Here is a 12,082-nt window from a genome sequence, read left to right as displayed (position 1 = left end):
TGACTCAGCTCCCGTCCGGCTCGGAGACGGTCGTCCGCAGAGCGGTCGGTTCGAATCCGTTGCAGGGGTTGTTGATCTGCGGGCAGTTGGACAGCAGCACCAGGACGTCGGTCTCGGCCCGCAGCACGACCTTCAGGCCGGGGGCCGAGATGCCGTCGACGATGCCGAGGGTGCCGTCCGGCTCGACCGGCACGTTCATGTACCAGTTGACGTTGGGCACCAGGTCGCGCCCGTCCAGGCCGTGCCGGGCGCCCTCCGCGAGGAAGTTCTCCACGCAGGCGTGCTGCGACCAGGTGTGGTGTCCGTAGCGGAGGGTGTTGGACTCCTTGGAGCAGGCACCGCCGACGGTGTCGTGCCGCCCGCAGGTGTCCTCGACGACCGTCATCAGCGGCGTGTGCTCGCCCGACAGCAGCACCGAGCCGGTGGTCAGGAAGATGCCGCCCTGGGCCTGGATGGTGTCGGGGGCGCTGTAGCGCACGGAGGTGTCGTGCGCGTCGTAGACGAGGAAGTCCGCGGCCTGGTTGCCGTACAGGTCGGTGATGGTCAGCAGCGACCCCGCCCGGACGACGGCGGACCAGGCGGCGCGGGCGGGGACGGTTACGTCGGTGACGACGCGTCCTGCGCGGGTGGTAGTGGTGGTCATGCGATCCCCCTGGCGGCGAGGTGCTCGGCGGTGTTGAGGAAGGCGCGGCGGCCCTCGGGCGTGGCGTTCCACAGCGCGTCGTCCGGGCCGGTTGGCCGGGCCCGGTAGGCGAGGACCTCCAGGGGGCCACAGACGTAGTCCGGGCGTGGGTCCAGCGGGTGCGGCACGTTGGCGATCAGCACGGTCAGCGGCTGTTCGGCGCGCAGCGTGACGGCGCCGCCGGGGCCCGCGGAGCCGGTGAACACGGCGGTGCCGTCCCCGGTGATCCGTACGCCCTGGAAGAAGGAGACGGACGGCGGGACGTCGCGTGGGCCGAGCCCGTTCTTGAGGGCGGCGAGCTTGAACAGCTCACGCCCGGCGGGGGACGCCGACTGGGGGGACCCGTCGCCGTAGCGGGCGGTGTTGCGGGCCAGGGCGGAGGTGCCGGTGAGGGCGTCGTGGCGGCCGGAGGTGTCCGCGGTGAGGGAGGCGAGGACCCGGCCCTGGCCGGACAGGAGCAGATGTCCCTCGCCGAGGTAGGCGTTCCAGAGCACCTTGACCGTGTCGGCCGTGTTCAGCCGCTCCCAGGGGCGGTCCGCGCTGTACAGCAGTACGTGCGCGCACGCGTCGCCGGTGAGGTCGGTGAGCCGTAGTTCGGTGCCCCGTGCGAGGACCTTGTGCGTGTAATTGCCGCCCGCCACCGTCTCGGCCCACACGAGGTCCTCGCCGGCGATCCCCTCGGGCGGCGCCGGCCAGTCGCTCGCGGGGCACACGGGCATGGTGGTGGACCTCGTGCCCTCTTGGGCGCGGGCGTGGTCCCGGGCACCATGGGCCGACGTTGTCGCTGACGGTGTCGTCACGGCTGAACCTCCGGCTCGGGCTATTTCTGTCGTGCGACAGAAATTAGGGCCGGGCCGAGTCCGGGCCGTTGCCCGTGCGTTTCCGGGCGGTAACCGGCGTCTCACCAGGGCCGATCGGCGCGCGGGGAGCGCGCGGTCCGGTGCGGGGATCACGGGGGTGAGCCCGTGGCCCTGTGCGAGGATCACGGGGTGAGCCCGCCCACGAGCAGAAGAGTCGGTCGTCCCCGTGCCCAGGAGCGTCCCGCCAGTGGACTCCCGCCCCGCGAGGAGGTGCTGGCCGCCGCTGCCGAGCTGTTCACCGCGCACGGCTACACCGCGACCTCCACCCGCGCGGTCGCGGAGCGGGCCGGTCTGCGCCAGGCGTCGCTCTACCACTACTTCGACGGCAAGGAGGCGATCCTGGCCGCGCTGCTCGAAGGGACCGTCCGCCCCTCGCTGGAGATGGCGCGCGAGCTGGTGACCCGTGCCGGGACGGCCGCCGAGGCGCGGTTGTGGGCGCTGTGCCACTCCGACGTGCTGCTGCTGTGCGGCGGCCCGCACAACCCGGGGGCCCTCTACCTGCTCCCCGAGGCGCAGACGGAGCGCTTCGCCGTCTTCCACCAGGTCCGGGCCGAACTGAAAGCAGCGTACGGGGAGTTGCTGGAGGACACGGAGCCGGGCGCGGCCATGACCGCGGAGGAGCTCGCCCTGCGCACGGACCTCGTCTTCGGCCTCACCGAGAGCGTCATCCTCATCCGGCGCGCCGACCCCGCCCGCGGTGCGCGGGCGCTCGCCGCGGCGACGGCCGACGCGGCACTGCGGGTCGCGGGCGTGCCGCAGCGTTCCCTGGCACGGCAGCGCCGCGAGGGGCAGCGGCTCCTCGCGGCGTGGCGGTGACGGCGCCCGGGGCGCGGGCTCACTCAGACCGCTGCGGCCTCCGCCGCGTCAGTGCGGTCCGGCTGCCCGGCCGGCGTGGCGGCGGGCGCGCGACGGCGGCACAGCGCGCCGACGGCGACCGTGGCGCCGACGAACAGGACGGTGAACCACTGGAAGTACCAGTGGCCGCCCGCGGGGTCGTACACCCCGGCGCGGGGCCAGGAGAGATTGACCGTCATGAACAGCCCGTACGCGACCGCCAGGGCATTGACCGGCAGACCCCAGCGGCCCAGGGAGAACAGCGGCCGGCCCAGCTCGTCGCGGCCGTCGGCGTCCGTGGTCGGCCACTGACCCCTCAGCCGCCGGACCAGCATCGGCGCTGTGACCCCGGCGTAGGCGAGGTAGAGCATCGCGATGCACGTGGTGCCGATGGCGAGGAACGCGTCCGGGGAGGCGAGGTTGAGCAGGGTGAGCGCCGCTGCGAGGACACCGACCACGAGGGCCGGGGCGAAGGGCATGCCTGTGCGAGGCGAGACCTTGAACAGCCGTGCGGACAGCGGCAGCATCCCGTCGCGCGCCATGGAGAACAGCATGCGCGTGCCCGCGGTCTGGATGGCCAGGGTGGCCACGCAGACGGCGACCGCGACGTCCGCGAGCAGCGCCCTTCCCACACCGCTGCCCAGACTGCTGGTGAGGACGTAGCCCAGTCCCTCGGTGGCCAGCCGGCCGTCCGTGAGACTGGGCGCGGCCAGGACACCGCCGAGCAGCAGCAGGCCGCCCAGTACGCCTGCCACGGCGAGCGCGCCGAGGATGGTGCGCGGAGCGGTCCGGCGGGGGTTGTGGGTCTCCTCGCTCATCTCGCCCGCGCTGTCGAAGCCGATGAGGACGTAGGCCGCGGTGAACGAGCCCACCAGCAGCGCTGCCACCGGCCCGCCCTGGCCGCCGGTCCGCAGGGTCACGCCGGCGCCGCGCTCGACGTGGGTGAACAGCAGGACGACGATGAGGACCGCGCCGATGATCTCGGCGGTGACGCCGACTCGGTTGATGGCGGACATGACGCGGTTGTCGACGACGTTCACGACCGTGGTCAGTACCAGCAGGAGGAGGGCCAGCAGGGCGGCGTTGGCCGCCCCGGTCGCCGTGGTGGGTGCCGGGTCGCCGCCGGCGAGCTGGAAACCGGACCAGATCGCGGGCAGGACGACCTGAAGCGCGAGTGCCGCAGCGGCGACCACGACCACCTGGCCGATCACCATGATCCAGCCGGTGAACCAGCCGAAGGCGGGGCCGCTCAGCCGGGTCGACCACTGGTAGACCGCCCCGGAGATGGGGTAGCGGGCAGCGAGTTCGGCGAAGCAGGCGGCCACGAGCAGCTGGCCGGCGAGCACGGCGGGCCAAGTCCATAGGAAGAGCGGCCCGCCGAAGGAGTAGCCGAAGGCGAAGAACTGGAAGACCGTGGTCAGGACCGAGATGAAGGAGAAGCCGGCGGCGAAGGACGCGTACCGTCCCATCTGCCGCCGCAGTTCCTGGCGGTATCCGAATGCGGCGAGCGTGCCGTCGTCGGCTGCGCCGGCGGACGGAGGCGGTGGCGGTGGCGGTGCGGGATCGGTGGTCACGGTCATGGCGGTCCCCTGTCGCGGAGGCGTGATCCTGCAAATTCCTGTCGTGCGACAGAAATTAGGGACCCGCCGTTTCCCCGGGGTGTCACGACCGTGTCTGCGCCGTTAGTGAGTCCTCTCGGCGTCACTGCCCGCCGGGGTTGTCGAGCGCCGCACCGGGTCAGGGCACGGAGGGCGCCTCGATGCCCGCAGGCTCGCGTTCGTCCTCCGACCGTCAGCGGTCACCCTCCGATGAAGCTCACCGTTTCCGCCATGTCCGCCCGGCCGGTACGCAGCCTCGACACGCCTTCCTTCTCGAATCCCACCGACAGTCCGCAGTACAGCACGAGCTCGCCATCGGCTCCGACCGTTCGGCTGACGGTCTCCCGGTACATGGTCCACATCACCTGGGGACAGCTGTGCAACCCTTCCGCCCTCAGCAGCAGCATGACCGTCTGCAGGTACATCCCCGCATCACCCCACTGTCCGGGCCCCATCGTCCGGTCGAGGTAACAGAACAGGACGACCGGCGCCCCGAACGCCGCCGAGTTCAAGGCAGCGATCTTCTGCGGCCGGTCGGGATCATCGGGTTCGATCCCCAGTACTGCGTACCGTTGCGCCGCGGCAGCGGAGAAGCGGTCCCGATACGGTGGGGCCAGTGGCTCGGGGTACATCGGATACTCCCGCTCATCACCGGGGTCGTTCGCCATTGCTCTGGCTGTCGTGCGCCTCTTCAGGTCGGCCAAGGGCTCGCCTGTCACGACGTACAGATGCCACGGCTGAAGGTTCCCGCTCGACGGAGCGCGCATCGCAGCGGTCAGCACGCGCTCGAGCACCTCTTTGGGCACCGGCTCATCGCTGAACGCCCGCACGGCCCGGCGACTGTCCACAGCCTCGTACACGTCCACGTCTTCGCGTCCTCTCGTCACCGGCGCTCCCCCACCGTAGTCAGCGGCCGTCAACGAGCGCCTGCGAGCAGCGCGTTCACCGCAGCCCCAGGCCGCTTCCTACGCCGAAGCGGGGTGGGCGGTGGCGTGATCACCGGCAGGTGACCGATGCGATCGCGTTCAAGTACCGCACCGGGACGCCGTCGATGGACCTGCCCGAGCGCTTCGGGTGGTGGGGCTGGCCCGACCGAATGCCGTTCCAAGCGGCGATGCTGTTCGACTCAGAGATCGACCCCGACTGGGCCGACCGGGCCTGCCTCGCCGAGTTCTACGACGAGATCCTCCTCCAGGACACCTGCCGGCCCAGCACCGCAGGCGACCTCGCCGTCGTCTTCTCAGCAGTCTCCGCACGTATAGCGGTCCGTTCGCGTGGGCGGGGGCGAGCGGATGGCCGGCGGGAGCGAGCGGATGGCCGGTGGCGGGCAGCCACACGGGGCATCGCGGGCGCATCACCTGGGCAGATGCGCGCAGCTTCCGGCGTGCACGGTCCGGGCGAGGAAGCGGCGGAGGTCTCGTGCGACCCACGATGCGTGTGACGGCCTGGCTCGGGCGTCACAGGCCGAAGGCGCCGCCCTCGATGAGGATGAGCAAGCCGACGGCGATCAGGACGGCCGGCAGCAGAACGTGACCCCACCGGCTGAGCGCCTTGGCGACCAGGGGGCGCGTGGCGAAGAAGCGACCCGCGAAGCACCACACGGCGACGAGGACCATGAACACGACGGCGTACACGCTCATGCCGCCCACACCGGCTGTGGCGAAGACGGGGACGTAGACGCCGATGTTGTCCCCACCGTTGGCGAAGGTGACCGCGGCGACCTCCAGCGCTTTCGGGCCGCCCTCCTTCGCCCCCTCCTCATCGTCTTCGTGCCCCCGGTGCTTCCAGGCCTGCCAAGTCGCCTTGAGTCCCAGCGCCAGCGGCAGCAAGCCGAGGTAGGGGACGACCGACTCGGGCAGGAAGGTCGCGCCGAACGCTGCGGCGACGGCCACGGCGAGGATGGCGGCGAAGCCGAGGTACTGCCCCAGCACCACCCGGCGTGTGGCGCCGGGGTGCCCGGGCCCCTGGGCGAAGAACAACGACAGGATCAGGATGTCGTCGATGTTGGTGACGGCGAACAGGCCGGCCGCCTGTCCCACGATGCCCGGGTTCACAGGTACGGCCCCTCCGCTCGGTCTCCCTGGACCCTACCGGCCGTGCGCCGGCTCACCGACGGCCAGGCCCAGCACGAACGGGCAGCGGCCCAGCTGGAGACGACTTTGCTCGGGTTCTTCGGTTCTTCCGGGGACTGAGGATCACCACCGTCCACGCCACCTGGGCGTCTGAACATCTGCAGAGTAAGCAGCAATTGGCTACGCCTACCGCTGATGCGGTGGAACAGGTGGTGCGGCGGACGGCTTCGCGGCAGGAGGCCGCCGCGGCATCGTGCTCGCCTAGGAGTTCAAGGAGGTGGCCACGGGTGGCGAGTAGGCGGTGGTGGTGGGCCGTGCGGTTGTCTGCCGCCAGTTCCGTGATCAGGTCCAGTCCCGCGGCTGGACCGTGGACCGTGGCGACGGCGACCGCGCGGTTGAGGGAGACCGTGGTTGGGTCCGAGCCGTTCGCGTGCCGCGTTCAGCGCTCGCATGAAGGTCCAGGCTTCGCGCGCACGCATTGACGGCCTGCGGATGGCCGATGATCCACGTCAGGTAGTACGACTTTCGAGGGGGCGCCCGTCACGCCGCGGTTCCCGGTCCGGCTTCCCGTGGTTCCCCGTGCGGTCGGGTCAGCCCATCATCCGTCACCAGTCGGCGTTCCGGATCCGTCGCATCCAACTCCCAGTAGTGGAGGCACTCCTCGCAACGAATCCCGTCGATCAGTACCTCGTCCTCCCCGTTCGGGCAGTCCGTGCCATCCCCACGTCCTACGCACGCTTCCCAGGTATCCCCCATGCATACGACGCTGCGGCAGCCGGACCGGACCGTGGAGAGGGCTTTGAGGGCGCACAGGCGTATAGCCCCGGCAAACCGCCCCAACACGCTTCAGCAGCCCCGCAAGACGCCCTCTGGCTGAATACTGCGCCGACACAGAACGCCTATGCGCACCGGGCCGGAGTCCGCGCCCGCCCCAGACGCGTCTGATAACTGCTACCTGCGTCTTTGATCCGCCGCACTTGCGTTATGCATATGCACGCTGATCCTCCTGGCCGCCCGCCACAGCGGTAGCTCGGCCCCGAAGAGCCCTGCGCGGACACCTGCCGGGCATGCATGGTCAAGCGACAGCCCAGTCAAGGAGCTCTGGGTCAGCTGGAGGAGCATCGAAAGTGTGATCCATCCGGTGAGCCTTCACGACCTCGGGCACCAAGGTCCACCTCCCCCGTCCGACCGGCTCAGAACGACGTCAGACCGAGATGGAGATCGGCGCGTACTTCGTGACGGATCCGCAGGCGTTCGCGCCGGCGCTACCACGCGTGCCGCGCCGATTCGGCCTGCAGAGTGTGCTGAACTGCTCCGGGCACCATGTGGGGACGGGCGGAGGACACACCAGATGTGGGGCGCGGGCGACACGAAGGAGCGAGCATTCGACGTCCGGGAACGGCTCGCCCTGCTGGCCGCTGCCCTGGCCTCGCTGGTGGTCGAGCTCGACTGGCTGGCCGTGAACGTCGCGATCCCAGGGATCGCTCACGACCTGCAGCGGTCCCCGACAGATCTGCAGTGGTTGATCAGCGCCTTCACGCTGGCCTTCGGCGGTGTAATGCCGGTCGCCGGCTGGGTCGTCGACGCTTTCGGGCGGCGCCGGACGACCGTCTACGCCTTGGTGCTCTTCATGGTGGGCTCACTGATCTGCGCGTTCGCAGATTCTCTGGCCCTGCTGATTGCGGGCCGGGCGTTGCAGGGTCTGGCCGGTGGCTTCGTGGTGCCAGGCGCAGTCGCGATGACGGTCGGCGGATTCACCGGGCGCCGGCGTGACATCGGGCTGGGCGTCGTGATGGCGACGGCGAGCAGTGCGGCAGCCCTGGCACCGTTCGTCGGCGGGCTGTCGGTCCACTTGTTCGGATGGCGTTCGGTGTTCTTCATGACCGTGCCGGTCGGGTTGGCCTCGGTCGTGTTGATCTACCACTTCGTGGTTCCGTCGAGCAATCCGATGGCGACGGCCCGGAGGCCACCGGTTCTCAACGGGGCCTGCATCATGGGCGGTGCCGTAGCCCTGACCGTCGCAGCGGACCGCGGCTCGACGTGGGGGTGGACGTCACTGGCTACCTTCCTGTGTGTCGCGTGCGGAGTATGGCTGCTGGCGGGGTTCGTCTGGCTGGAAAGCCGCGAGTCCTCGGCCATGTTCAGCCGCAACCTGTATCAGGACCGGCGGTTGCACATCCTGACGCTCAGCGGGGCGACCTCCGTCATCGGATTCGTCATGCTGTCCACGCTGGCCATGTGGTACCTCCAAGCCGGCCGCGGCCTGTCCGCGTTCCTGACGGGAAGCCTCTTGCTGTGCTTCTCGCTCCCCAATGCGGCGGCCACCTATGTCGCAGGGCGCCTGGTTGCCCGACGAGGCTCACACGTTCTGCTCAGTGCCGCTCTGGCAGCCGCAGCCATCGGTCTCGTGGCGACAACCACGGTTCCGTTCCCCGGCCCGTACGCCCTCGCGCTGGCCGTGTGCGGAATCGGTGTCGGTCTGAGCGGCGGCCTGACTAATATCTTGATCCAGCAGCGTTCCTCTGCCGAGGAGGCGGGAGCGGTGGCAAGTGTGACCACCGCCTTCAAGTACCTCGGTGCCGCTGTGGCCACCGCCCTGGCCGCCACCGCTCTGGAAACGCTGCATCACAGCGTGGGTGGATCCGCGGCCGACGCCAGTGGAATCGACACGGTCCTCCGCATCACCGCAATCCTGCCCGCCGCGGCCGTCCTGCTGACCGCGCCCGCGGCACTGGCCCGCCCTCGCCGATGACCTACGGAGTTGTCTCACGCGGCAAGGTGCGCGAGCTTCTTGTAGCAGGTCAGGACCATGGCCCGGCTTCGGCCTTGCCAGTCGTTACGGACCACTACGGGATCTTGAGACCACGAGCAGCCCATGGCAGGCTCGTGCCGCATGATCGATGAATTCGCGAAGCACAACCTGCACGGGAGACTGCGGAGGGACCGCAAGGCGCTTCTCTGGAAACTCGACGGGCTGTCCGAATACGACGTCCGCCGACCTTTGACGGCAACCGGGACCAACCTCCTCGGCCTGGTCAAACACGTGGCCGGCGTCGAGGCCAGGTACTTCGGCGAGGTCTTCGACCGCCCTTCCCCGGAGCCGCTGCCCCGCTGGGAGGACCACGACGGCAGCGATCTGTGGGCGACCGAGGACGAGACACGCGATCAGATCATCGAGTCCTACCGGCGTACGTGGGAATACTCGGACGCGACGATCAACGAGCTTCCCCTCGACGCCCCCGGCCACGTGCCGTGGTGGCCGGAGCCCTATCCCAACACGAACCTGTTCGCCATCATGCTCCATGTCCTCAGCGAGTCCGTCCGGCACGCCGGACACGCCGACATCCTTCGCGAGGGCCTCGACGGCCGGACCGGGCTGCGCGCCGAACACGAGCAGCGGATCGACCAGGAAGCCCGTGCAGCCTACTGCGCGAAGATCGAGCAGGCCGCCAGATCGGCCGCACGGTCAGGGGTTGAAGAATGCCCCGGGTGACTTACGGTTCGAGCGGCATGAGCCGGCCGTGGGTGCTGACCTATCGAAGCGTCTTGGCCTGATGAACTCTGTTGGCCGGCCCCCCGTTGCTCCCGCCGTCCGCTGCTCGCCTGCGAGGTTGGAGCCCGCTCCGCGTGACGAGCAGGCCGCCTTCACGGCAGCGGTGTACGGGCTGACCAGCGACTGCGCCTGGCGCCGTCTGTCGCCGACGTTCGGCACGTCACCCACGACCGCGCATCGCCGCTGCACGAGATGGACCGCGGCCGGTCTTGGGCGTCGGCCGCCGGACGGTTGCAGGAAAAATCCGGGACCCGGGGTGAGGTTGATCTGACCTCGGATCGCGGCGAAAAGGGCAGCAAGCCGCACGTGCTTTCCGATACCAGGGCATCCCGTCAGTCGTCGCCGTGTCCGGCGGGAACATGCACGACAACCTCGCCCTCATGCCGCTCATCCTCGGCATCCCCCGCCGTCCGGCCTGCTTGGGACAACGGCGGCGCCGTCCCGTCGAACTCCGCACGGACAAACCACACTTGTCCCCCGAACACCTTCACTGGCCGTGCGAGAGCCGGCTCGTCGGACGCGTCGCGCAGCCCGGCGATGCTTGACCTCAACCAAACTTGAGCTTCTAGGTTTCCTTCCAGAGCCGCAGGAACCCACCAGCGGCGTCTTGCAAGGAGTTCACCGTGACCGAGCACGCAGCCCACATCGACATTCCCGACCGCTACCGCTATGCCGTGATCCCGCACATCATGGTCGACGACGCCGCCGCGGCGATCGACTTCTACCAGCGGGCGTTCGGCGCCCGTGAGGATTTCAGGATCGACGCTCCGGGCGGCGGCATCCTGCACGCCGAGATCACCATCGGACGATCGACCCTGATGCTGGGCGACGCCAGCGTGAGCGAGGCGGAGGCTGCCTCTTTCGCCGCGCCGACCTCGCTCGGCGGCGGTACGTCCGTCACGCTGCATGTCTTCGTGCCGGACGTCGACAGCCTGGCGGAGAGCGCAGAAGCCGCCGGCGCCGAGATCATCCAGCCGCCGAAGAACATGTTCCACGGTGACCGCACCGTCATCCTCAAGGACCCTTCCGGTCACATATGGGTCTTTCTGACACACGTGGAAGACGTCTCGCAGGAAGAGCTCCAGCGCCGCCTGGCCGCCGCCGGGTGACTGGGCCCCTGCGCGCGCTATCCGGCTCTAAGACCGAGCGTCGTACCTGCGGGAACTCGCACACTGAACCGCTCGATCACGTCGGGGCTGCCCGCCACCAGTACTGGCCGGCCCGAGATCGGGCCCGATGGCGACGCCGCCAGCGGGATCATTTCGGCCGGTGATCCACGTCGTAGAGGGGTCGGACGGCGTGCGTGATGAACAGGCGGCGGATCGCGTCGCAGGTCAGCGGGATCAGGCCGGCCGGCACAGGCAGGTGTGTGCTCGACGGCGAGGATGGCGTGGGCTGGCATCGGCGAGGGTGACCCAGCAGGCCAACGCGGGGCGGCGGCGGACCTGGTGCTCATCCAGCCCGGACAGTCCGTTGGCGTTCGGAAGCAGTCCCCGCGATGCCGGTTGGCCAGCGCCAGCGCCACTGCCCCTCATTCGACCAGGGTTCGTCGCACCCCTCCGGTGCCGGGTCCGTCACCTCGTACGAGACAAAGATCGTCTGACGCCCGATCGTGATCCACCTGCGTACAACCCCGCGTGGATCCCGGCTGTCTGAGAGGCGCCGGAGGATGAGTCCCCGGCGACATTCGCTACAGAGATCGGGGATCAGGTGGGGAAGAAGGTCTGGAGAGCTGCTGTGGCCGGTGGGGCGGCGGTTCTGTTCACGGGCGTGGCCGCAGTGCCGGCCGGGGCGGCTGAGGGAGGGGTCTCGTTCACCCGTGTCCAGGTGAACGGCGGCAAGCCCATCGTGATCGGGGCGTCGAAGGAGGTCGCAGTGCCGACTTCCTTCCGGATGGCGACCACCCACAAGTGGAAGTGGCCGGCGGTGTTCCTTTACCGCAGCGGTACGGGTGATCGACTGTGGCACGCCATCGAGACGAGCGACTGCATCAAGGTGAGCTCGGGCGTGTGCGACTTCAACGAGACGATGTACTTCGACCCGAGCGTGTGGGACATGCACAACAACGAGGCCGGAGCCTGGAAGGTCGCGGCCGAGGTCTCCTTCCAGGGCGGCGGCGGTGACACTGATGGTGAAGATCTCACCGTCTACGTCGAGCGCAGTTCCCGCCTGACCGTGAACGCCTCGCCCGAGCCGGTATCCAAGGGCGGGACCATCACCGTGACCGGAAAGGTCACGCGGGCCAACTGGGAGACCAAGAAGTACGCCTCCTACGAAGGCCGCCTGGTGAGCCTGCAGTTCAAGCCAACCGATGCCTCCTCCTACACCACGGTGAAAAAGGTGTACGCGAACGGTTCGGGTGATCTCAGGACGACCGTGAAGGCATCCAAGACGGGCACGTGGCGCTGGGTGTACTTCGGCAACACGACCACCGCGCCGTCGACTTCGGCCGGGGACCACGTCGTAGTGAAGTGAGTTCCCTG

General features: G+C 69.4%; 11 protein-coding genes. 6 read left to right on the top strand and 5 right to left on the bottom strand.

Annotated features, from left to right (window positions below; genetic code table 11):
• Positions 1 to 4: 4 nt before the first annotated feature.
• Both N8I86_RS37375 and N8I86_RS37370 read right to left on the bottom strand, forming a co-directional pair.
• Entirely contained in the window at positions 5 to 643 is a 639-nt protein-coding gene (locus N8I86_RS37375; RefSeq protein WP_263279956.1) for an urea amidolyase associated protein UAAP2, read from the bottom strand.
• The gene (locus tag N8I86_RS37370) at positions 640 to 1,401 is read right to left on the bottom strand and encodes an urea amidolyase associated protein UAAP1 (protein WP_263279955.1); all 762 of its coding nucleotides are present in this window, start codon (positions 1,399 to 1,401) and stop codon (positions 640 to 642) included. The genes N8I86_RS37375 and N8I86_RS37370 overlap by 4 nt, the downstream gene beginning before the upstream one ends.
• Positions 1,402 to 1,671: 270 nt before the next feature.
• Between N8I86_RS37370 and N8I86_RS37365 the strand changes: the two genes are divergently transcribed.
• Entirely contained in the window at positions 1,672 to 2,358 is a 687-nt protein-coding gene (locus N8I86_RS37365) for a TetR/AcrR family transcriptional regulator (RefSeq protein WP_263279954.1), read from the top strand.
• A 23-nt stretch (positions 2,359 to 2,381) separates the two neighbouring features.
• Here N8I86_RS37365 and N8I86_RS37360 read toward each other — a convergent pair whose 3' ends face one another.
• Entirely contained in the window at positions 2,382 to 3,956 is a 1,575-nt protein-coding gene (locus N8I86_RS37360; protein WP_263279953.1) for an amino acid permease, read from the bottom strand.
• A 218-nt stretch (positions 3,957 to 4,174) separates the two neighbouring features.
• Positions 4,175 to 4,840 carry a nitroreductase gene (locus tag N8I86_RS37355; protein ID WP_263279952.1) on the bottom strand — a complete coding sequence of 222 codons (666 nt, stop codon included), beginning with the start codon at positions 4,838 to 4,840 and terminating at the stop codon, positions 4,175 to 4,177.
• Positions 4,841 to 4,980: 140 nt separating this feature from the next.
• Between N8I86_RS37355 and N8I86_RS39530 the strand changes: the two genes are divergently transcribed.
• Positions 4,981 to 5,415: a hypothetical protein gene (locus N8I86_RS39530; protein ID WP_404830861.1), complete on the top strand. Its 435-nt coding sequence runs from the start codon at positions 4,981 to 4,983 to the stop codon at positions 5,413 to 5,415.
• A 16-nt stretch (positions 5,416 to 5,431) separates the two neighbouring features.
• On the opposite strand, the gene N8I86_RS37345 is transcribed toward N8I86_RS39530, so the two are convergent.
• The gene (locus N8I86_RS37345; RefSeq protein WP_263279951.1) at positions 5,432 to 6,028 is read right to left on the bottom strand and encodes a cadmium resistance transporter; all 597 of its coding nucleotides are present in this window, start codon (positions 6,026 to 6,028) and stop codon (positions 5,432 to 5,434) included.
• A gap of 1,369 nt (positions 6,029 to 7,397) precedes the next feature.
• On the opposite strand from N8I86_RS37345, the gene N8I86_RS37335 reads away from it, so the two are divergent.
• The 4 genes from N8I86_RS37335 to N8I86_RS37315 all read left to right on the top strand — a co-directional run bounded on the left by N8I86_RS37335 (position 7,398) and on the right by N8I86_RS37315 (position 12,074).
• Positions 7,398 to 8,798, top strand: coding sequence for an MFS transporter (locus N8I86_RS37335; RefSeq protein WP_263279950.1), 1,401 nt, complete (start codon positions 7,398 to 7,400; stop codon positions 8,796 to 8,798).
• 141 nt (positions 8,799 to 8,939) lie between these two features.
• Positions 8,940 to 9,539 (top strand): DinB family protein, encoded by a 600-nt coding sequence (locus N8I86_RS37330; protein ID WP_263279949.1) that lies wholly within the window; start codon positions 8,940 to 8,942, stop codon positions 9,537 to 9,539.
• Between the two features lie 683 nt (positions 9,540 to 10,222).
• Positions 10,223 to 10,708, top strand: coding sequence for a VOC family protein (locus N8I86_RS37325; protein WP_079192685.1), 486 nt, complete (start codon positions 10,223 to 10,225; stop codon positions 10,706 to 10,708).
• A gap of 601 nt (positions 10,709 to 11,309) precedes the next feature.
• Complete coding sequence (locus N8I86_RS37315; RefSeq protein ID WP_263279948.1) at positions 11,310 to 12,074, top strand: hypothetical protein; 765 nt, start codon at positions 11,310 to 11,312, stop codon at positions 12,072 to 12,074.
• Positions 12,075 to 12,082: the final 8 nt, after the last annotated feature.

The organism is Streptomyces albidicamelliae, assembly GCF_025642175.1.
In the GTDB taxonomy this organism is placed as follows: Bacteria; Actinomycetota; Actinomycetes; order Streptomycetales; family Streptomycetaceae; genus Streptomyces; species Streptomyces albidocamelliae.
This window is presented reverse-complemented; position numbering and strand designations above follow the sequence as displayed.

Bases quoted from the DNA above. Each gene is read 5' to 3' on its own strand.
- N8I86_RS37375 (WP_263279956.1), bottom strand. From the start codon at position 643: ATGACCACCACTACCACCCGCGCAGGACGCGTCGTCACCGACGTAACC.
- N8I86_RS37370 (WP_263279955.1), bottom strand. From the start codon at position 1,401: ATGCCCGTGTGCCCCGCGAGCGACTGGCCGGCGCCGCCCGAGGGGATC.
- N8I86_RS37360 (WP_263279953.1), bottom strand. From the start codon at position 3,956: ATGACCGTGACCACCGATCCCGCACCGCCACCGCCACCGCCTCCGTCC.
- N8I86_RS37335 (WP_263279950.1), top strand. From the start codon at position 7,398: ATGTGGGGCGCGGGCGACACGAAGGAGCGAGCATTCGACGTCCGGGAA.
- N8I86_RS37330 (WP_263279949.1), top strand. From the start codon at position 8,940: ATGATCGATGAATTCGCGAAGCACAACCTGCACGGGAGACTGCGGAGG.